The following is a 19,655-nucleotide window of genomic DNA, read 5'->3' as shown; positions in this document are numbered from 1 at the left end:
GGCGGCCCTGCGCCGTCACGACGCGTCGAAGAGCGTGAGGACGTCGCGCAGCAGCGACGCGAGCCGCTCGCGGTCCGCCTCGGGCAGGTCGCCGATGAGGCCGCGCTCGACGTCGAGCAGGTCGGCGAACGCCTCGTCGACGCGCCGCAGCCCGGCGGGCGTGAGCTGCACGAGCACGCCGCGCCGGTCGTCGGGCGACGGCTGGCGCTCGACCAGCCCGTGCTGCACGAGCCGGTCGATCCGGTTGGTCATGGTGCCGCTCGTGACGAGCGTCTGCGTGAGCAGCGCCCCCGGCGACAGGCGGTAGGGCGCACCGGCGCGCCGCAGTGCGGCGAGCACGTCGAACTCCCACGTCTCGAGGCCGTGCCGCGCGAACGCGCCGCGCCGCGCGAGGTCGAGGTGCCGCGCGAGGCGGCTGACGCGCGACAGCACGGTGAGGGGCCGCACGTCGAGGTCCGGCCGCTCGTGCTGCCACGCGAGCACGATGCGGTCGACCTCGTCGCGCGGGGTCCCGTCGTCGTGCGGCTCGGCCATGGTCGGAAGATTAGTCGTCGTCGAGAGACCTGCGTCGCGTGCCGCGCCGGGGCGGTCGCGTCAGGGCTGGCGCGTCAGCGCGGGGCGGCGCTCGAGGCCCTCGAGGCCGTTCCACGCGAGGTTGACCAGGTGCGCCGCGACCTCGGCCTTCTTGGGGCTGCGGGCGTCGAGCCACCACTGCCCGGTGAGCGCGACCATGCCGACGAGCATCTGCGCGTACATCGGTGCGGTGCGCGGGTCGAGCGCCTGCTTCTTGAACTGCGCCGCGAGCAGGTGCTCGACCTGGGACGCGACGTCGCCGATGAGCGACGAGAACGTGCCGGTGGCCTGCGCGACGGGCGAGTCGCGCACGAGGATCCGGAACCCGTCCTCGGACTCCTCGATGTACGTCAGCAGCGCGAGCGCGGTGCGCTCGACCATGACCTTGGGGTGGCCGCCCTCCTCGAGCGCGTCCGTGAGCGCGCCGGTGAGCGCCTGGATCTCGCGGTCGACGACGACCGCGTAGATGCCCTCCTTGCCGCCGAAGTGCTCGTACACGACGGGCTTGGAGACCTCGGCGCGGGCCGCGATCTCCTCGACGCTCGTGTTGTCGAACCCCTTCTCGGCGAAGAGCCGCCGTGACACGTCGAGCAGCTGCGCGCGGCGCTGGGTCCCGGTCATGCGCGCGCGTGTCGCTCGCTTGGAGTCGGAGGCCATCGGGCCAGTGTGCCGTGCCGCGCGCCCGCGCGGGGGGACGTCCGTGCGCCACGGTCGCGTCGGGTCCGGCGCACCGGGGCGACCGCGCCTGGCAGACTGGGCCGCCGGTCCGCCCTGGTGTAACGGCAGCACGCAGGCCTTTGGAGCCTTGCGGTCCAGGTTCGAATCCTGGGGGCGGAGCCCGACCCGCAGCGCCGTGCGCGGCTCGGCCCGACCCGTCGGTCCGGACGGGCTCCTGACGGTCGCGACCTTCGTCTCTGCCGCGGTGCCGCACCGGTCCCTAGCGTGGTCGCATGAGCGACCCGCTGCCGTACGGTCCCGTCCTCACCCGCCTGGCCGAGCCGATGCGTCGCGCGTTCCTCGTGGTGAACCGCCGCGTCGCGGCGCCCGCGCTGCGACGCGGCGGCGGCGTGCTGCTCGCGACGCCGCTGGCCGGGTCGATCCTGCTGCTGACCACGACGGGGCGGGTGAGCGGCGAGCGCCGCGAGGTGCCGCTCTGCTACGCCGTGGTCGACGGCGCCGTGGTGGTCGTGGCCGGGTACGGGCACGCGGCGCAGTGGTACCGGAACGCCGTCGCGCACCCCGAGGTCGAGGTCACGCTGCCGGGTGCGGCGTTCGCGGGGCGCGCGGTCGAGGTGGTCGACGACGACGCGCGCGTGCGCGCGATGCGCGTGGTCGCGGCGTCGATGGGCGTGGCGGGCCGCTCGACGCTCGGCGACGTGGCCGCGATGCCGGACGACGAGGTGCTGGCGCTCGCGCGCACGCTGCCGATGCTCGCGATCACGCCGACCGCGGTGCTGCCCGGACCGTTCGACCCGGGCGGCGCGGCGACGCGTGCGGTGCTCGCGGCGTGGCTCGCGCTGCCGCTGGTGCCGCTCGTGGGGCGGGCGGTGCGGGCGTGGCGCCGCCGGGGCTGACGTCACGGCCGCACCGCGAGGAGAGCCGTCAGGCGCGCCGCGCGAGCACGGCGAACGTGGGGGACGTCGGGTCGTGGGGCGCACCCGCGACGTCGCCCAGCACGTCGTGCGCGACGAAGCCGGCGGCCCGCAGCTCGTCGCCGACCTCGTGCGGCGTGAGGCACTGCATCCAGTTCCAGAACACGCGCGTCGTGCGTGCGGCGCGGATCGTGTACCGGTCGAGCACGAGCCGCAGCCCGGGGTACGTGAACGTCTCGTGCGTCCCGTCGTAGGGCTCGGCGGACCAGAAGCCGCCCATGAGCCCGGGCGCGGTGGTGCTGCCCTCGCGCACGGTCGCGAAGCGGGCCGCGCTCGTGACGTCGAGCAGCAGCCGACCGCCGGGCCGCAGCGCGCCGTGGACGCGCGCGAGGAGGGTGGCGCGCTGGTCGGGGCTCAGCACGCTGTAGTCCTCGAAGACCAGGATCGCTGCGTCGTGGCCGTCGCCCAGGTCGGTCCCGGGGTCGAGGTAGCTGCCGTGCCGGAGCTCGACGGGCAGGTCGTCGCGGCGGGCGACGGCGCGCGCGTGCGCGAGCGACCGGGGCGCGACGTCGACGCCGAGCACGCGCACGCCGGCACGGGCGACGCGCTCGGCGTACAGCCCCGGCCCGCAGCCGAGGTCGAGCAGCCGGTCGCCGGGCGAGAGGCCCAGCGCGGGGACGAGCCATGCGGCGGACCGGTCGACGAACGCGTGCGGGCGCGACGCGAGCGGGGACAGCGGGTCGAGGTGCGCGGCGAGCATCTGCGCCGAGACGTGGGGGTCGTCCCACAGCGCGGGGGCGGTGTAGGCGCAGAAGGGGGTGGGGCGGGCAGGGGTGGTCACAGGTGCTCCTGGGGTCGACGACGGTCGCCGCAGCGGGCGGCGGGGCGGGAGGGTCGTCAGGAGCGCACGACGACGACGCTAGCGCGCGGCGGGGGCCGTCGGCCGGGACCGTCCGGCTTGACGCACCACCTCCTACTGTTCATAGTGTCTATACACAGTAGGAGGTGGTGGCGTGCGGATCGTCGTCTCGAACAACGCGGACGTGCCCCTGTACGAGCAGGTCGCGCAGCAGGTCAAGGCCGCGATCCTGCGCGGCGAGCTCGAGGACGGCGCCGCGCTGCCCTCGGTGCGCGGCCTCGCGCGGGACCTGCGGATCTCGGTCATCACGACCACGCGGGCGTACGCCGAGCTCGCCGCCGAGGGGTTCATCACCAACGTGCCCGGCAAGGGCGCGTTCGTGCTCCCCGTCGACTCCGACCTCGTGCGCGAGCAGCTGCTGCGACGCGTCGAGGACGGCCTGGCCACCGCGATCGACGCCGCGCGGCTCGCGCGGCTCGGCCGCGACGACCTCGTCGAGATGCTCGACGCGCTGCTCGCGGGCGACACCGACGCCGCGGGCCCGCCCGCCGGGACCGGGCGACCTGCCGGTGCCGCACGGACGGCGGCCCACCGGTGACCGGCCCCGCGGCGACCCCGGCCCCCGCCGGTGCCGCGCCGCTCGCGCTCGCGCTGCGCGGCGTCACCGTCGACCTCGGCGGCTTCGCGCTGCGCGACGTCGACCTCGCGCTCCCCACCGGCTACGTCATGGGCCTCGTCGGCCCCAACGGCGCCGGCAAGACCACCCTCATCCGCACGCTGCTGGGCATGTGGACCGCGTCCGCCGGCACGGTCGAGGTGCTGGGGCACGCGCTGCCCGCGCCCGTCGCGCTGCGCCAGGAGATCGGCATCGTGCTCGACCGCCCCGCGCTCGTCGAGGACTGGCGCCTCGACGACGTCGCGACGGCGCTGCGCCCGTTCTACGCGCGCTGGGACGACGACCGGTTCGCGACGCTGCTGCGCACGTTCCGGCTCGACCGCCGCGCGCGCGTCAAGGAGCTGTCGCGCGGCATGACGATGAAGCTGCAGATCGCCGTCGCGCTGTCGCACGACGCGCGTCTGCTGCTGCTGGACGAGCCGACCAGCGGCCTCGACCCCGTCGCGCGCGACGAGCTCGTCGGCATCCTCGGCGACTACCTCGTCGACGACGCGCGCAGCGTGCTGTTCTCGACGCACATCACGGCCGACCTCGAGCGGATCGCCGACCACCTCACGGTGCTCAGCGGCGGGCGCGTCGTGCGCAGCGGCACGCGTGACGACGTGCTCGACGCGTACTGCCTGGTCCGCGGCGACGACGACGAGCTCCCGGCCGACGGGATCGTGCCGCTGCACGGCGCGCGCCGCACGGCCGTGGGGGTCGAGGCCCTCGTCGCGACCGACGACGTGCCGCTGCTCGGCCCGGGCGTGCTGGTCGAGCGGCCCACGCTCGACCAGATCGTCGTGCACCTCGGCGGCACGCCGCCGCCCGTCGACCCCGACCCGCCCGCACCCGCCCGCCGCCGCGGCCTGCTCACCTCGCGGGGCCGGTCGTGAGCGCCACGGCCGCCGCGCTGCGGCTCGACGTCATGACGGTGCGCCCCTACACCCGCCAGCTGCTCATGGTGCTGGGCGCGATGGGCGTGCTGGTGGTCATCGGCCCACCGGCGGTCGGCCTCATGGCGGGCGCCGTGTTCGCCGCGGTCGTCGCGGCGTACCCGTTCGCGGTCGAGGACAAGAACGACCTCGGCACGCTGCACGCGTCGCTGCCCGTGCAGCGCGGCACCCTCGTGCTCGCGCGCTACGTGCTGTCGCTGCTGACGTACCTGGTCGCGACGGCGGCGGCCACGGTCCTCGCGGTCGCGTGGTCGACCACGGGGGACGCGGTCGTCACGGCCGGCGAGCTCGGGCTCGTCGCCACGGCGGGGTTCGTCACGTACGCGCTGCTCGTCGGGATCCAGCTGCCCGTCTACTACGCGGTCGGCTACACGCGCGGGCGGCTGCTGGGCTACGTCCCGATCATGCTCCTGTCGGCCGGCGGCGCCGCGCTGGGGGCGTCGGGCGAGCTCGACCTGGGTGGGCTCGTCGAGCCGCTCGAGCGGCAACCCGGCCTCGTCGCCGGCCTCGCGGTCCTGGGCGGCGCGACGGCGCTCGTGCTCTCGGCGCTCGCGTCGTGGCGGCTCGACCGGCGGCGCACCGCGCGCGTGTCCGCGGGCGCGCGTCAGGCCGGCTGACCCTGCCGGTCGCCCGCGGCGGCGCGGCCCGACACCAGCACGGTGACGGCGAACGCCGCGGGCACGACGGCCATGAGCAGCAGACCCGCGCGCAGCCCGCTGCCGGAGTCGGGCGGCAGGGCCGCCGCGAGCCCGCCCAGCGGTCCGTCGGTCAGGCCCGCGAGCACGCCCGCGCCCAGCGGCCCGAGCATGCCGCCCGCGTCGCCCGCGAGCGCGAGCAGCGCGAACATCGCGGCACCGCCGAGCGGGAACCGCGCGGACGTCAGCGAGAACGTGCCGGGCCACAGCAGCGCGACCGCGAGGCCGCACAGCGCGCACGCGACCAGGCTGACGACCGGCACGGTCGCGGTCGCCGCGACGACGTAGCAGACGGCGGCGCCCGCACCCGAGGCGGCGAGCAGCGGGCGCAGCGGCACGCCGTGGCCCCACATCCCGTACGCGAACCGCCCCAGGCCCATCAGCAGCGCGAACAGGCCCGGCCCCAGCAGGTCGCCGACCTCCTTGGGCACGCCCGTGCCCTGCTCGGCGAAGAACGACGACCACTGCGCGATCGTCAGCTCGGCCGCGCCGCCCGTCGTCATGAGCACGAGCGCCGCGAGGAACAGCGGCGTCCCGAGCAGGCGGCGCACGGGCGTGCGGTGCTCGTCGGGGACCGTGGCCGGCATCGGCACGCGCAGCAGCACCACGAGGTTCGCGAGCGGCACGAGCGCCCACAGCACGGGCAGCAGCGCCCACCGGTCCGTGCCCAGCGCGGCGAGCAGCACCGTGGTGCCCACCACGACCGCGAGCTGACCCCAGCAGTAGAACGAGTGCAGCAGCGCCATGCCCGCGGCCTTCGACCCCGGCGGCGACGGCAGGTGCTCGACGACGGGCGACACCAGCACCTCCAGCAGCCCGCCGCCGACGCCGTACACGACGACGGCGACACACAGCCCGAGGAACGGCGACGGCAGCGCCGCCGGCAGCACCGCGAGCAGCACGAGCCCCGCCGCCGCGAGCACGTGCGCGAGGACCAGCGGACGGCGGTACCCGATCCGGTCGACCACCCGCATCGCGACGAGGTCGGTGGCGAGCTGCACGCCGAAGTTCAGCGCCGCGAGCGCCCCCAGCTGCGCGACCGGCACGTCGAACGCGGTGTGGAACACGACGAACAGCAGGGGCGCCAGGTTGTTGACGACCGCCTGCACGACGTACCCCGCGTAGGCGGAGCGGCGGGTGGCGGTGAACGTGAGGGACGGCACGCGGGTCCTCGCAGGCGGCGGCGGCACGGGGCGGGCGTCACTCTGCCACGCGTCGCGAACGGTCGGGTCGCGCACCGCGGCGGCGGTAGAGTCGCTCCACGGCAGACCAAGTGCCCGTCCACCGGGCAGACCCGCGAGGAGCACCCCTGGTGACCGTCCCCCGCCCAGCCGCCGTCGTCGTCCTCGCAGCGGGTGAAGGAACCCGCATGCGGTCCGCGACCCCCAAGGTCCTGCACGAGCTGGGCGGTCGCAGCATGGTCGGGCACGCGCTCGCCGCCGCGCGCGCGCTCGAGCCGGGCCGCGTCGCCGTGGTCGTGCGGCACGAGCGCGAGCGGGTCGCGGCGCACGTGCTCGAGGTCGACGCGGACGCGCTGCTCGTCGACCAGGACGACGTGCCGGGCACGGGTCGTGCGGTGCAGGTCGCGATGACCGCGCTGGACGCGGCCGCGCAGGCCGCGACCGCCGACGTCGTCGCCGCGGGGCACGACGTGGGCGGTGCCGCGGCGGGCTCGGTGCTCGACGGCGCGGTCGTCGTCGTCGCGGGCGACGTGCCGCTGCTGGACGCGGGCACGCTCGAGCAGATGCTCGCGGCGCACGCGGCCGACGGCAACGCGGTCACGGTCCTGACGACCGAGGTGCCGGACCCGACGGGCTACGGCCGGATCCTGCGCGAGCCGGGCACGGGCGACGTGCTCGGGATCGTCGAGGAGAAGGACGCGACCGACGAGCAGCGCGCGGTCGCCGAGATCAACACGTCGGTCTACGTGTTCGACGCGGCCGTGCTGCGCAGCGCGCTCGCGCGGCTGGGCCGCGACAACGCGCAGGGCGAGGTGTACCTGACCGACGTGCTCGCGATCGCGCGCGGCGACGGCGGGCGCGTGCGCGCGCTGCGGACCGACGACCGGCTGAGCGTCGAGGGCGTCAACGACCGCGTGCAGCTCGCGGTGCTGCGGGCCGAGCTCAACCGCCGCCTCCTCGAGGACTGGATGCGTGCGGGCGTCACGGTCGTCGACCCGGCGACCACGTGGGTCGACGTCGACGTCGACCTCGCGCGGGACGTCACGCTGCTGCCCAACGTGCAGCTGCACGGCGCGACGAGCATCGGCGAGGGCGCCACGATCGGCCCCGACACGACGCTCACGGACGTCGAGGTGCGCGCCGGTGCGACCGTCGTGCGCACGCACGGCTCGCTCTCGGTGATCGGCGAGGGCGCCACCGTCGGCCCGTTCGCCTACCTGCGGCCCGGCACCGAGCTCGGCGCCGACGGCAAGATCGGCACGTTCGTCGAGACCAAGAACACGCAGATCGGCACGGGCTCGAAGATCCCGCACCTGTCGTACGTGGGCGACGCGACGATCGGCGAGCACTCCAACATCGGCGCCGCGTCGGTGACGGTCAACTACGACGGCGTCAACAAGCACCGCACGGTGATCGGCTCGCACGCCCGCACCGGCTCGGACAACATGTTCGTCGCGCCCGTGGTCGTGGGCGACGGCGCGTACACGGGCGCAGGCACGGTCGTCCGGCGCGACGTGCCGCCGGGCGCGCTCGCGGTGAGCGCGGGCTCGCAGCGCAACATCGAGGGCTGGGTGCAGCGCTCGCGCGCCGGCACCGCCGCCGCCGAGGCCGCCGCGAAGGCGCGCGGCACGCGCGACGTCGCGGGCCTGTCGCCCCAGGCGCGCGCCGAGCGCGAGCGCGCCGCGACCGCGGCGATCCCCGTGACGCCGCCCCCGCACCTGCCCGGGCAGCCGGCGCAGCTGGACGACCCGACCGACGCACCGGCGGGCGGCACGACGAACGAGGACGGGACGCGATGACCGGCATCATCAGCCACGACGGGGAGAAGCGCCTGGTCCTGGCGTCGGGGCGCGCGCACCCGGAGCTCGCGAAGGACGTGGCCGACCACCTCGGCATCGAGCTGCTCCCGACCGACGCGTACGACTTCGCGAACGGCGAGATCTACGTGCGGTTCGGGGAGTCGGTGCGTGGCGCCGACGCGTTCGTGCTGCAGTCGCACTGCTCGCCGATCAACCAGTGGCTCATGGAGCAGCTGCTCATGATCGACGCGATGAAGCGTGCGTCGGCCAAGACCATCACCGTGATCGCGCCGTTCTACCCGTACGCACGGCAGGACAAGAAGCATCGCGGGCGCGAGCCGATCTCGGCGCGCCTGGTCAGCGACCTGTTCAAGACCGCCGGCGCCGACCGGATCATGAGCGTCGACCTGCACGCCGCGCAGACGCAGGGCTTCTTCGACGGGCCGGTCGACCACCTGTGGGCGCAGCCGATCCTCGTGGAGTACGTGCGCACGCGCGTCGACACCTCGAACGTCACGGTCGTGTCGCCCGACGCCGGGCGCATCCGCGTCGCCGAGCAGTGGGCCGCCAAGCTCGGCGGGGGACCGCTCGCGTTCGTGCACAAGACGCGCGACATCCGCAGCCCCAACAAGGCCGTCGCCAACCGCGTGGTCGGCGACGTCGAGGGCAAGAGCTGCGTGATCGTCGACGACCTCATCGACACCGCGGGCACCATCGCGGGCGCCGTGCGCGTGGTCCTCGAGGCCGGTGCGAAGGACGTCATCGTGGCCGCGACGCACGGCGTGCTGTCCGACCCGGCGGTCGAGCGGCTGCAGGAGTGCGGCGCGCGCGAGGTGATCATCACCGACACGCTGCCGGTCGCCGAGGAGCGCCGCTTCCCGCAGCTCACGGTGCTGTCGATCGCGCCGCTGCTGGCGCGCGCGATCCGCGAGGTCTTCGACGACGGCTCGGTGACGTCGCTGTTCGACGGGAACGCCTGACATGACGGGCCCCGCGCACGGCACCGACGCCCCCGGCGGCGTGACCGTGCGCGGGTCCGGCGCGGCCGACGCCGTGCCGGACGTGGTCCTCGCGGACCTCGCGACCGAGGTCCGCGACCGGGACGTGGCGGTCGCGCTGCGCGACGCGACGACCGCGCTCGCGGCCGTCCGCGCCGCGCTGCGTGCCGCGGGCGTCGACGACCGCGCGGTGCGGACGGGCGACGTCGCGACCTGGACCGAGCAGGACGGTCCGGACGGCGACCTGCGGGTCGTGGCACGGATGGGGGTCGTCGTGACGCTGCGCGACACCGCGACCGCGGGCGACGTCGTGGGTGCGGCGCTGGCCGCGGGCGGACCGGCGGTGCGCCTGGGGGGCCTGCGGCTCGTGGTGGCCGACCCGGCGCCCGCGCACGCCCGCGCGCGCGAGGCCGCGTGGCAGGACGCGCACGAGAAGGCGACGCACCTCGCGGCCCTCGCCGGCCGGCCGCTGGGGGACGTGCGCTGGGTGCACGAGGGCGACCCGGCCGGGGGAGAGGTGCCGCGGTTCGCGCGCGCGCTCGGCGCCGACGCGTTCGCGCTCCCGGTGGACCCCGGCGAGCAGTCCGTGCGCGCCACGGTCACCGTGCGCTGGGACTGGGGCGACGGCACCTGACGGCACGTGGCGGCCCCTGAGGGCACCTGACGGCACCGCTCGGGTGACGGGGCGCACGTCCGCGACCGCCCCGGCGGGGTTCGAGGTCCCGGCCCGCGTCCGCTAGGATCGTCCGGTTGCCTCGGCGAGGGACGACGGACGGTCGACCCGGAAGCACCATCTCCGGAACGGCCCCCGGCTCCGTGATCGACTGGGTGGTCGCCTCCGTGTGCGTCCAGGTCCCCGTCCTGCGCCCCGCGTCGAGGCCACCGGGCCCCGTGCCCGACCACCCGAGGAGCCTCGCTCCTGCGGGTCCACCGACTGCCAGACCCCGCGCCCGCGGCACTCCGCGGCGCCACCGGAACGCCTGAGGAGCAGCAGTGTCCGAGATCAAGCTCGTCGCCACCGCCCGTACCGAGTTCGGCAAGGGTGCGGCGCGCCGCATCCGCCGTGCGCACCAGATCCCCGCGGTGCTCTACGGGCACGGCACCAAGCCGCTGCACGTGACGCTGCCGGGCCACGAGACGATGCTCTCGCTCAAGAACTCGAACGCGCTGTACTCGATCGAGCTCGACGGCAAGGAGACCCTCGCGATCGTCAAGGACGTCCAGCGCGACGTCGTGCGTCAGGTCATCGAGCACGTCGACCTGCTCATCGTGAAGAAGGGCGAGAAGGTCGCCGTCGACGTGCCCGTCACGATCGTCGGCGAGTCGGCGCCCGGCACGATCCACGTCGTCGAGACGCAGAACCTGTCGCTCGAGGCCGAGGCCACCCACCTGCCGCAGCACGTCGAGGTCTCGATCGAGGGCCTCGAGGGTGGCTCGGCCGTCACGGCCGGCGAGGTCACGCTGCCGAAGGGCACGACGCTCGTCACCGACGCCGAGATCGTCGTCGTCACGGTCACCGTGCCGCAGGCGTCGGCCGCCGACGTGGCCGCCGAGGAGGCCGCCGCCGAGCTCGCCGCCGAGCAGTCGGCCGCGTCCGCCAGCGAGGCCTGAGCACCGCAGCTCCCCGCGACGCCCGGCACCGTGCACGGTGCCGGGCGTCGTCGTACCCCCACCACCGGCACCCCTGGAGGACCCCACCGTGAGCGACGGACCCTGGCTCGTCGTCGGCCTCGGCAACCCCGGCGCGCAGTACGCGGGCAACCGGCACAACGTGGGCCAGATGGTGCTCGACGAGCTCGCGCGCCGCACGGGGGCCTCGTTCTCCTCGCGCGGCGGCCTGCTGGGCCGGCGCCCGCAGGCCGTGTCGGCCGACGTGCGCCTCGGCACCCTGCCGGGCGGTGCGCCCGGCCCGCGCGTCGTCCTCGCCAAGCCCACGACGTACATGAACGTGTCGGGCGGCCCCGTGGCGGCGCTCGCGCGCTACCACGACGTGCCGGTCGAGCGGGTCGTCATGGTGCACGACGAGCTCGACATCCCGTTCGCGGACGTCCGCCTCAAGCGCGGCGGCGGTGAGGGCGGCCACAACGGCCTGCGCGACACGTCCAAGGCGCTCGGCTCGAAGGACTACGTGCGCGTGCGGGTGGGCGTCGGGCGCCCTCCGGGCCGGCAGGACCCGGCGGACTTCGTGCTCAAGGACTTCTCCGGCCCCGAGAAGAAGGACCTGCCGTGGCTCGTGGACCGCGCGGCCGACGCCGTCGAGGCGGTCGTGCTCGAGGGCCTCGAGGCGGCGCAGCTGCGGTTCCACACGAAGGTCTGACGGTCGTTCGCCTGCCGGTCACCCGATGCACACCCGCACAAGGGTGACATCACCGCCCGAAGAGGGTGAAATCGGACGTTAACCCCCAATCACCCCGAAAGGGGCGATTAGCCTCTCGTCATCACGCGAGCGGACCACGGGGGAGCCATGACACTGACGGCGGGCGAACGGGTCTGGGGCGACCAGGGGGACGAGCGGCGCGGCCGGGCTCTCGAGCCCCGTCGGTCGTGGGCGTCCTCCGAGCCCTTCGTCCGGCGCCGCACCGTGCTCAACTCCGACCCGCTCGCGCAGGCCGACGGCTGGCGCGCCGTGCGACTGCGGCACGCGCTCGCCGTCGCGGGCGGCGACGCGACCGTCGTCGGTGCGACGACCGCCGTCGTGTACCGCGTGCACTCCGGGCTGCTGGAGTCGCTCGTCGTCGCCGGCGTCGCCGCGGCGGCGTTCGTCCTCCTGGTCGCGGTCGGCGGCGGCTACGGCCGCCGGCAGACGGGCGACGGCCCGGGCGAGTTCCAGGTCGCGCTGCGCGCCGCTCTCGCGTTCGTCGTCGCGCTCATCCTGCTCGGGTACGTGTTCCGGCTCGACGTACCCCGCAGCTACGTGCTCGTCGGCGTGCCGGTCGCGCTCGCGCTCACGTGGAGCGTGCGCCTCGTCGCGCAGCGCCGGCTGCGCCGCCGCCGCGCGCTCGGCCACGCGATGCAGCGCACCGTGGTCGTCGGCGACCCGTTCGCGGCCGGCAGGCTCGTGCGCGACCTCTCGCGCGCGCCGCACCACGGGTACCGCATCGACGGCGTGTGCCTGCCGTCGGTGGACCTCGCGCACCAGGTCGCCGGGGTGCCGGTGCTCGGTGCGGTCGCGGACGTGGTCCAGGTCGTCGCGGACCGCGGCGCCGAGGTCGTGCTCGTGACGGGCTCGTGCCTCTCGGGCGAGGCGCTGCGGCGGCTGTCCTGGGCGCTGTCGCGTGCCGGTGCGCGGCTCGTGGTCGTGCCCGACCTCGTCGAGGTCGCGGGCCCGCGGCTCACGGTCCGCCCGGCCGTCGGGCTCTCGCTGCTCGAGGTCGAGGTCGGTGCGCCCCGCGGGCGGCTGCTGCTCAAGCAGGCCATGGACGCCACGATGGCCGGTGCCGCGCTCGTCGTGCTGTCGCCCGTGCTGCTCGTCGCCGCGGCCGCGGTCGCGCTGACGTCGCCCGGCGGGGCGGTCTACCGTCAGACCCGTGTGGGCCGCGACGGCACGACGTTCACGATGTACAAGCTGCGCACGATGTACCGCGACGCCGACGAGCGGCGCGCCGCGCTGCTCGCGTCGGGCCACCGCGACGGCGTGCTGTTCAAGATGGCCGACGACCCGCGCGTGACCCCGGTGGGGCGCGTGCTGCGCCGGTTCTCGATCGACGAGCTGCCCCAGCTGCTCAACATCGTGCGCGGCGAGATGGCGGTCGTGGGGCCGCGTCCGCCGCTGCTCGAGGAGGTCGCGGTGTACCCCGACGAGGTGCAGCGCCGTCTGCACGTCAAGCCCGGCCTCACGGGGCTGTGGCAGGTCAGCGGGCGCTCCGACCTGTCGTGGGAGGAGTCCGTGCGGCTCGACCTGCGGTACGTCGACAACTGGTCCGTCGCGATGGACATGCTGATCATCTGGAAGACCGCGCGTGCCGTGCTCACGGGCGCCGGCGCGTACTGACACCGACAGGAGCACCATGACGACCTTCACCCCCGGACCGCTCGACCGTGACGACCGGGTGTGGGTCGCGGGTCACCGCGGCCTCGTCGGGTCCGCCGTCTGGCGTCGGCTGCGCGCGGCCGGCTTCACCGACCTCGTCGGTCTGCCCTCCGGCCAGCTCGACCTGCGCGACGCCGCGCGCGTCGAGGAGTTCGTCGACGCGACGCGCCCGCGGCACGTGGTGCTCGCGGCCGCGCGCGTCGGCGGCATCTGGGCCAACGCGCAGCAGCCGGTCGACTTCCTGTCGGACAACGTGCGCATCCAGGTGAACGTGCTCGACGCCGCGCGGCGAGCGGGCGTCGAGCGGCTGCTGCTGCTCGGGTCGTCGTGCATCTACCCGCGGCTCGCGCCGCAGCCGATCCCCGAGGAGGCGCTGCTCACGGGGCCCCTCGAGCGCACCAACGACGCGTACGCCATCGCGAAGATCACGGGGATCCTGCACGTGCAGGCCGTGCGTCGGCAGTACGGCCTGCCGTGGATCAGCGCCATGCCGTCGAACCTGTACGGCCCGGGCGACAACTTCTCGCCGACGGGCTCGCACGTGCTGCCCGCGCTCGTGCGCCGGTACGACGAGGCCGCGCGCACGGGGGCGCCGACGGTCACCAACTGGGGGACGGGCGAACCGCGCCGGGAGATGCTGCACGTCGACGACCTCGCGGACGCCGTCCTGCACCTGCTCGAGCACTACGACGACGACCTGCACGTGAACGTCGGCACGGGGACCGACGTGACGATCCGCGAGCTCGCCGGCCTGGTCGCGAGCAGCACGGGCTTCACCGGCGAGACCCGGTGGGACGACTCGAAGCCCGACGGCACGCCGCGCAAGGTGCTCGACGTGGGTCGGCTGCACGCGACGGGCTGGCGTGCGCGCATCGGCCTCGCCGAGGGCGTCGAGAGCACCGTCGCGTGGTACCGCGAGCAGGCCGGGGCCGTGCGCGTCTGACGTCTCTCGGGTGCCGCGTCAGGGCACCACGTGCCCCCGCGGCGCCAGCACGCGCGCCCCGGGCGGCACGTCCGTCGTCACGAGCGCCGTCGCGCCGACGACCGCGTCGGCGCCGATCGTCACGCCCCGCAGCACCGTCGCGCGCGCGGCGACCCAGGCGCCGTCCTGCACGACGACGGGCGCGTTGTCGTACTCGAACGTGGCCGACCGGGCGTCGTGGCTCCCGGTGCACAGCAGCACGTCCTGCGAGATGCAGACGTCGGAGCCGATCGTCACGGGCTCCAGGTTGAGGATCCAGGCGCCCTCGCCGATCCAGGTGTCGTCGCCGACCGTGAGCTTCCAGGGCCAGTGCACGCGGACCCGGTGGCGGATCACCGTGCCGGTGCCGATGCGCGCGCCGAACGCGCGCAGCAGAGCGGCCCGCAGCGACGCCGGGCACCACCACCGCACGACCACGAGCCCGGAGACGGCGAGCCACAGCGCCTGCACGGCGGCCGGGCGACCCTTGTCGTACCCCGTGCCGCGGAACCCGGCCAGGTGGCGGCGGGCCGGTGGCGGTGCGATCGGCATCGGCCCACGGTAGCGGCGCGTGCTGCTCCCCGCGGGTGGTCATCCGGGTGAAAAGCCCCCAGGAGAGGGCAAAACGGGACATACGCGTCTTAGAGTCGCCACGCCCGGCCGGACCGGGATGGCGCGTTCGTTGCGAGGTGGCCCGTGGTCAGGAAGTCGAAGATCGTCGCCGCCGTGGCGACGGTGGTGCTCGGTGCGGCGGCGCTCGTCGCCGCACCCGTGGGGGCGGCGCCCGCGCAGGCGCTCACGCCCGGGGTCGCCTTCAGCGCCGACAGCCTGCCCACGTGGCAGACCAACGGCGTGGTGTGGTCGCTCGCGGCCGCCGGCGACAAGGTGTTCGCCGGCGGCACGTTCTCGCAGCTGCGCCCGCCGTCCGGCGGGTCCGGCTCCGCGATCCCGGTGACCGGGCTCGTGGCGCTCGACACGACGACGGGCCAGCCCACGTCGTGCCGCCCCCAGCTGAGCGTCGGCAGCGGCATCACGGTCCGTGCCCTCGCGACCTCGCCCGACGGCGCGACGCTCTACGTGGGCGGCCTGTTCGGACGCGTCGACTCGACCTACGCGAACAAGATCGCGGCCGTCGACGTCGCGACCTGCACGGTCCGGTCGACGTTCACCGCGCCGTCGGTCTCCGCGACGGTCCGCGCGCTGGCCGCCACGCCCGACGTGCTGTACGTCGGCGGCGACTTCCGCACCGTCGGCGGCGAGCGGCGCGACTACTTCGCGGCGCTCGACGCCCGGACCGGTGCGCTCCTGCCGTGGCGGGCCGACGCCGACGCGGTCGGCCGCGCGATCGCGGTCTCGCCCGACGGCGGCACGGTCATGCTCGGCGGCGACTTCTTCACGGTCGGGGGCGCCAACTCCCACTCGCTGGCCGCCGTCGACGCGGGCACGGGCGCGGTGACGCGCACCTACCCGCGCGGGTTCATCCCGGACACGTCCGTCACCAAGGCGGTCGACGCCGGCCAGGCGGGCTTCTACGTCGGCAACGAGGGCACGGGCGGCGGCGTGTTCGACGGCCGCCTCGCGCTCGCCTACGGCTCGCTCGACCAGGTGTGGCGCGACACGTGCCTCGGGGCGACGCAGGCCGTGCTCGAGCACGACGGCCTGCTGTACGCGGGCCACCACGCGCACGACTGCGAGTCGATGGGCTGGTTCACCGAGGGCAAGCGGACCCACCTGACGGCGCAGCGCGTGGACGACGCGCAGCTCGCCGGCTGGTACCCCGACACGAACGACGGCATCGGCGAGAGCATCGGGCCGCGCGCGCTGGCCGTCGCCACCGCGGGCTCCCAGCAGTACCTGTGGGTGGGCGGCGAGTTCACGACGACCAACGGCAGCGCGCAGCAGGGCCTCACGCGGTTCGGGCAGGTCGACACGGGCGCCCCGCCGGTCCCCACCGTGACCGTCGAGTCCACCACCACCGGCGCCGTGCACGTGCGCTGGCGCAGCGTCGTCGACCCGGACGACTCCGAGCTCGCCTACGAGGTCTTCCGCAACGGCGGCGCGACGCCGATCGCGACCGTGCGGGTCGCCTCGTCCTTCTGGACGCGCCCCCAGGGCTCGTTCGTCGACACGTCGGTGACCCCCGGGCAGACGTACTCCTACCGCGTCCGCGCGACCGACGGCACGAACGTGAGCGCGCTGTCCGGCGCGGCGTCGGTCGCGGCCCGCTCGTCCGACGTCGCCTACCCGGCGGCGGTCCTCGCCGACCAGCCGTCCCTGTACTGGCGCTACGAGGAGGGCTCCGGCGGCGTCGCGTGGGACTCGGCCGGGCAGGGCCGCAACGGCGTGCTCACCGGCACGCCCGCGTTCCGGTCGACGACGAGCCCCGTCGGCGACGGCGGCTGGGCGATGGGCTTCGGCGACGGGCGGACCGCCCACAGCGACTGGATCGAGCAGGGCCCGTCGACGTACTCGGTCGAGACCTGGTTCCGGACCACGTCCACGCAGGGCGGCAAGATCGTCGGGTTCGGCAACGGCCAGTCCAACCGGATGTCGCCCGCCGCGCTGCGCACGTCGGGGAGCTACGACCGGCACGTCTACATGACCGACGCCGGCAAGCTCGTGTTCGGCGTGTACACCGGCTCGACGCAGACCGTCACGAGCCCGCGCTCGTACAACGACGGCGAGTGGCACCACGTCGTCGCCACGCAGGGCGCCTCCGGCATGACGATGTACGTCGACGGCGTGCCCGTGGGCCGCAACGGGACCACGACGGCGCAGTCCTACAAGGGGAGCTGGCGGGTCGGCGGCGACAACCTCGACGGGTGGCCGTCGCAGCCGTCGTCGCGGTACTTCGGCGGGGACGTCGACGAGACGGCGGTGTACCCGACCGCGCTGACCGCGGCGCAGGTCCAGGCGCATTACACCGCGTCCGGGCGCACGCTGCCCGGGCAGACCCCGCCCCCCGACGCGTACGGCCAGGCCGTGCACGCGCTCGGCCCCGACCTGTTCTGGCGGCTCGGCGAGACCGGCGGCACCACCGCCGCCGACTCCGGGCCGTACGGCGCGACGGGCAGCTACCAGGGCGCGGTCACGCTCGGCGCGGACAGCCCCGTGGTGGGCACCGACGGCCGTGGCGTGCGGTTCCGCAACGGCGGCGGCAACGTCGTGAGCGACCTCAGCACGACGAACCCGTCGACGTACTCCCTCGAGCTGTGGTTCAGCAGCACGACGAACCGCGGCGGCAAGCTCATCGGGTTCGGCGACAACCGCACGGGGCTGTCGGGCAACTACGACCGCCACGTGTACCTGCAGGACGACGGGCGGCTGGTGTTCGGCGTCTGGACGGGGTCCGCGAACACCATCACGACGCCCGCGCCGTACAACGACGGCGCGTGGCACCACGTGGTCGCGACGCAGTCGCCTGCCGACGGCATGCGCCTGTACGTCGACGGCGCGCTCGTGGGCACCAACCCGCAGGGCGCCGCGCAGGCCTACACCGGGTACTGGAAGGTCGGCGGGGACCCGACGTGGGGGTCCACCTCGCCGTACCTGGTGGGCTCGGTCGACGAGGTCGCGGTGTACCCCGCCGTGCTGACGGCCGCGCAGGTCGCGCAGCACCACGCGCTCGGCACCGGCACGCCGCCGCCCGACCTCACGGCGCCCTCGGCGCCGGGGGACCTGGCGGCGACCGCCGGCGAGAGCGACGTGGCCCTCACGTGGTCCGCGGCGACCGACGACGTCGGCGTCGTGTCCTACGAGGTGCACCGGTCGACCGACCCGGCGTTCACGCCCTCGGCCGAGACGCACCTGGGCGACGTCGCGGCACCCGGGTACGCCGACGCCGCGCTCGCGCCGGGCACCTACACCTACCGCGTGCTCGCCCGGGACGCCGCCGGCAACGTCGGCGCCGCGAGCGCACCGGTCACGGTGACGGTGACGGGCCCGGACGCCGCGGCGCCCTCGGCCCCCACGGCCCTGACGGCGGGCGTCACGGGCACGACCGTGCAGCTGTCCTGGACGGCGGCGACCGACGACCGCGGGGTCACCGGGTACGACGTGCACCGCTCGACCGACCCGGGGTTCGTCCCGTCGGAGGCGACGCGCGTCGCCCAGGTCACCGCGACGACGTGGACCGACACCGGGCTCGCGATCGGGTCGTACACGTACCGCGTCGTCGCGCGCGACGCCGCCGGCAACACGGGCCCGCCGTCGGACCCGGCCACGGCCACCGTCGCACCGTCGACGGACCCCGTGACGGTGGTGCTCGCGCCCACCGAGGACACGTGGGTCAACCAGAGCGCGCCCACGACGCCGCAGGGCACCTTCAACCAGCTCAGCGCGCGCGGCGGGACGCCGTTCCAGGCGACCTACCTCAAGTTCGACCTGCCGCCGGCACCCGCCGGGCTGCGCCTGACGGGCGCCGCGCTGCGGGTCCGGACGACCACGGCGGCGAGCGCGGGGTCCGTCGACCCGTACACCTGGCAGTGGGCGGAGTCCGGGTGGTCGCAGGCCACGCTCGTGTACGCCGGGCGGCCGGCGCTCTCGGGCGTCGTCGTGGGGACGTGGCCCGGCGGGTCGGTGCCCAGCACGGTGTACACGACGCCGCTGGACCCGCTCGTGTTCGACGGCCGGCTCGGGGCGACGCAGACGCTCGCGCTGACGTCCACGAGCACGGACAACGTGTGGCTGTGGTCCTCCGAGCACACGACGGCGTCGTACCGTCCGCAGCTCACGCTCACGTTCGAGGCGTCGTGAGCGCCCGGACGCGCCGCGCGCTCGGCGCACCGGTGGCGGTCCTCGCGCTCGCGGGCGGTCTGCTCGCCGGGTGCACCGCGGCCACGCCCGCACCCGGTGCCGGGGGTGCCGGGGACGCGGCGGACGGCGCGTCGGCGTCGGCCGCGCCCTCGGCGTCGCCCACGAGACCGGCCGCCGCACCGTCGGTGGACCCGTCGGCCCCGCCGCCCGACCTCACGTCCGTCGAGCCGCCCGCGCCCGACGACGACCAGGCGGACGCGTACCTCGAGGGGCGCGTGCCCGACGGCGTCGACCCGGCGGCCGTGCTCGAGGCGGGCGTCGAGGTGTGCGCCCGCATGCGCTACCTCGCGGCGGTCGACGCCGACGTGCTCGTCGAGGCGCTGCGCGACGACCCGGACGCGGCGCAGTGGCCGGACGCGGTCGAGCACCTGTGCCCCGACCTGTCGACGTACGTCGACCAGGCCGGCCGCTGACGGACGCGCGCCCGGCGGGCGGGGTCGCGACGGCCCCGCCCGCCGGGCGTCGTCGTGCCGCGGGTCGGCCGGGGACGCGTGCCGGGCCGGGCGCGTGAGGGCAGCGCAGGCCGGGCAGGGCGCGCACG

General features: G+C 75.4%; 18 protein-coding genes and 1 tRNA gene. 14 read left to right on the top strand and 5 right to left on the bottom strand.

Annotation, left to right across the window (positions count from 1 at the left end; all coding sequences use genetic code 11):
• Positions 1 to 15 precede the first annotated feature (15 nt).
• Both E4A51_RS12385 and E4A51_RS12380 read right to left on the bottom strand, forming a co-directional pair.
• The gene (locus E4A51_RS12385) at positions 16 to 534 is read right to left on the bottom strand and encodes a MarR family winged helix-turn-helix transcriptional regulator (protein WP_046530237.1); all 519 of its coding nucleotides are present in this window, start codon (positions 532 to 534) and stop codon (positions 16 to 18) included.
• 60 nt (positions 535 to 594) lie between these two features.
• On the bottom strand, positions 595 to 1,194 hold the full coding sequence (locus E4A51_RS12380) for a TetR/AcrR family transcriptional regulator (protein WP_046530238.1): 600 nt from the start codon (positions 1,192 to 1,194) through the stop codon (positions 595 to 597).
• Between the two features lie 144 nt (positions 1,195 to 1,338).
• Here E4A51_RS12380 and E4A51_RS12375 point away from each other — a divergent pair.
• Together E4A51_RS12375 and E4A51_RS12370 are read left to right on the top strand one after the other, a co-directional pair.
• Positions 1,339 to 1,410: transfer RNA gene (locus tag E4A51_RS12375), tRNA-Gln, on the top strand.
• A 113-nt stretch (positions 1,411 to 1,523) separates the two neighbouring features.
• Positions 1,524 to 2,147 (top strand): nitroreductase/quinone reductase family protein, encoded by a 624-nt coding sequence (locus tag E4A51_RS12370; RefSeq protein ID WP_134851914.1) that lies wholly within the window; start codon positions 1,524 to 1,526, stop codon positions 2,145 to 2,147.
• A gap of 28 nt (positions 2,148 to 2,175) precedes the next feature.
• Here E4A51_RS12370 and E4A51_RS12365 read toward each other — a convergent pair whose 3' ends face one another.
• Positions 2,176 to 3,006, bottom strand: coding sequence for a cyclopropane-fatty-acyl-phospholipid synthase family protein (locus E4A51_RS12365; RefSeq protein WP_240696461.1), 831 nt, complete (start codon positions 3,004 to 3,006; stop codon positions 2,176 to 2,178).
• A 172-nt stretch (positions 3,007 to 3,178) separates the two neighbouring features.
• Here E4A51_RS12365 and E4A51_RS12360 point away from each other — a divergent pair, with 172 nt between their 5' ends.
• From E4A51_RS12360 to E4A51_RS12350, 3 genes are read left to right on the top strand one after another with little or no spacing between them, the layout of a single operon-like run.
• Positions 3,179 to 3,622 carry a GntR family transcriptional regulator gene (locus E4A51_RS12360; protein WP_070319695.1) on the top strand — a complete coding sequence of 148 codons (444 nt, stop codon included), beginning with the start codon at positions 3,179 to 3,181 and terminating at the stop codon, positions 3,620 to 3,622.
• Positions 3,619 to 4,575, top strand: a complete 957-nt coding sequence (locus E4A51_RS12355; RefSeq protein WP_134851913.1) for an ABC transporter ATP-binding protein — start codon at positions 3,619 to 3,621, stop codon at positions 4,573 to 4,575. The genes E4A51_RS12360 and E4A51_RS12355 overlap by 4 nt, the downstream gene beginning before the upstream one ends.
• On the top strand, positions 4,572 to 5,252 hold the full coding sequence (locus tag E4A51_RS12350; protein ID WP_134851912.1) for an ABC-2 transporter permease: 681 nt from the start codon (positions 4,572 to 4,574) through the stop codon (positions 5,250 to 5,252). Before E4A51_RS12355 ends, E4A51_RS12350 begins: the two co-directional genes overlap by 4 nt.
• On the opposite strand, the gene E4A51_RS12345 is transcribed toward E4A51_RS12350, so the two are convergent.
• On the bottom strand, positions 5,240 to 6,493 hold the full coding sequence (locus E4A51_RS12345; RefSeq protein WP_134851911.1) for a sugar MFS transporter: 1,254 nt from the start codon (positions 6,491 to 6,493) through the stop codon (positions 5,240 to 5,242). The genes E4A51_RS12350 and E4A51_RS12345 overlap by 13 nt on opposite strands.
• Before the next feature lie 149 nt (positions 6,494 to 6,642).
• On the opposite strand from E4A51_RS12345, the gene glmU reads away from it, so the two are divergent.
• From glmU to E4A51_RS12310, 7 genes are all read left to right on the top strand, one after another.
• Positions 6,643 to 8,310 carry a bifunctional UDP-N-acetylglucosamine diphosphorylase/glucosamine-1-phosphate N-acetyltransferase GlmU gene (gene glmU / locus E4A51_RS12340; protein WP_134851910.1) on the top strand — a complete coding sequence of 556 codons (1,668 nt, stop codon included), beginning with the start codon at positions 6,643 to 6,645 and terminating at the stop codon, positions 8,308 to 8,310.
• The gene (locus tag E4A51_RS12335) at positions 8,307 to 9,290 is read left to right on the top strand and encodes a ribose-phosphate diphosphokinase (protein ID WP_046530244.1); all 984 of its coding nucleotides are present in this window, start codon (positions 8,307 to 8,309) and stop codon (positions 9,288 to 9,290) included. The genes glmU and E4A51_RS12335 overlap by 4 nt, the downstream gene beginning before the upstream one ends.
• 1 nt (position 9,291) lies before the next feature.
• Entirely contained in the window at positions 9,292 to 9,942 is a 651-nt protein-coding gene (locus E4A51_RS12330; RefSeq protein WP_134851909.1) for an SIMPL domain-containing protein, read from the top strand.
• A gap of 359 nt (positions 9,943 to 10,301) precedes the next feature.
• Positions 10,302 to 10,919 (top strand): 50S ribosomal protein L25/general stress protein Ctc, encoded by a 618-nt coding sequence (locus E4A51_RS12325; RefSeq protein WP_087510087.1) that lies wholly within the window; start codon positions 10,302 to 10,304, stop codon positions 10,917 to 10,919.
• Between the two features lie 88 nt (positions 10,920 to 11,007).
• Positions 11,008 to 11,625 (top strand): aminoacyl-tRNA hydrolase, encoded by a 618-nt coding sequence (pth, locus tag E4A51_RS12320; RefSeq protein WP_070319689.1) that lies wholly within the window; start codon positions 11,008 to 11,010, stop codon positions 11,623 to 11,625.
• Between the two features lie 147 nt (positions 11,626 to 11,772).
• Entirely contained in the window at positions 11,773 to 13,299 is a 1,527-nt protein-coding gene (locus tag E4A51_RS12315) for a sugar transferase (RefSeq protein ID WP_134851908.1), read from the top strand.
• A gap of 16 nt (positions 13,300 to 13,315) precedes the next feature.
• Complete coding sequence (locus tag E4A51_RS12310; protein WP_070319687.1) at positions 13,316 to 14,281, top strand: GDP-L-fucose synthase; 966 nt, start codon at positions 13,316 to 13,318, stop codon at positions 14,279 to 14,281.
• 18 nt (positions 14,282 to 14,299) lie between these two features.
• Here the strand turns inward: E4A51_RS12310 and E4A51_RS12305 are convergent, their stop codons facing one another.
• Entirely contained in the window at positions 14,300 to 14,851 is a 552-nt protein-coding gene (locus E4A51_RS12305) for an acetyltransferase (RefSeq protein ID WP_070319686.1), read from the bottom strand.
• Between the two features lie 144 nt (positions 14,852 to 14,995).
• Between E4A51_RS12305 and E4A51_RS12300 the strand changes: the two genes are divergently transcribed.
• Both E4A51_RS12300 and E4A51_RS12295 read left to right on the top strand, forming a co-directional pair.
• Positions 14,996 to 19,054 (top strand): LamG-like jellyroll fold domain-containing protein, encoded by a 4,059-nt coding sequence (locus E4A51_RS12300; protein ID WP_134851907.1) that lies wholly within the window; start codon positions 14,996 to 14,998, stop codon positions 19,052 to 19,054.
• A complete protein-coding gene (locus tag E4A51_RS12295) occupies positions 19,051 to 19,527 on the top strand; it encodes a hypothetical protein (RefSeq protein ID WP_134851906.1) in 477 nt (158 codons plus the stop codon). The genes E4A51_RS12300 and E4A51_RS12295 overlap by 4 nt, the downstream gene beginning before the upstream one ends.
• Positions 19,528 to 19,655 lie beyond the last annotated feature (128 nt).

Source organism: Cellulomonas sp. HD19AZ1 (genome assembly GCF_004535805.1).
Lineage (GTDB): Bacteria > Actinomycetota > Actinomycetes > Actinomycetales > Cellulomonadaceae > Cellulomonas > Cellulomonas iranensis.
This window is presented reverse-complemented; position numbering and strand designations above follow the sequence as displayed.

Bases quoted from the DNA above. Each gene is read 5' to 3' on its own strand.
- E4A51_RS12385 (WP_046530237.1), bottom strand. From the start codon at position 534: ATGGCCGAGCCGCACGACGACGGGACCCCGCGCGACGAGGTCGACCGC.
- E4A51_RS12380 (WP_046530238.1), bottom strand. From the start codon at position 1,194: ATGACCGGGACCCAGCGCCGCGCGCAGCTGCTCGACGTGTCACGGCGG.
- E4A51_RS12370 (WP_134851914.1), top strand. From the start codon at position 1,524: ATGAGCGACCCGCTGCCGTACGGTCCCGTCCTCACCCGCCTGGCCGAG.
- E4A51_RS12335 (WP_046530244.1), top strand. From the start codon at position 8,307: ATGACCGGCATCATCAGCCACGACGGGGAGAAGCGCCTGGTCCTGGCG.
- E4A51_RS12330 (WP_134851909.1), top strand. From the start codon at position 9,292: ATGACGGGCCCCGCGCACGGCACCGACGCCCCCGGCGGCGTGACCGTG.
- E4A51_RS12315 (WP_134851908.1), top strand. From the start codon at position 11,773: ATGACACTGACGGCGGGCGAACGGGTCTGGGGCGACCAGGGGGACGAG.
- E4A51_RS12310 (WP_070319687.1), top strand. From the start codon at position 13,316: ATGACGACCTTCACCCCCGGACCGCTCGACCGTGACGACCGGGTGTGG.
- E4A51_RS12305 (WP_070319686.1), bottom strand. From the start codon at position 14,851: ATGCCGATCGCACCGCCACCGGCCCGCCGCCACCTGGCCGGGTTCCGC.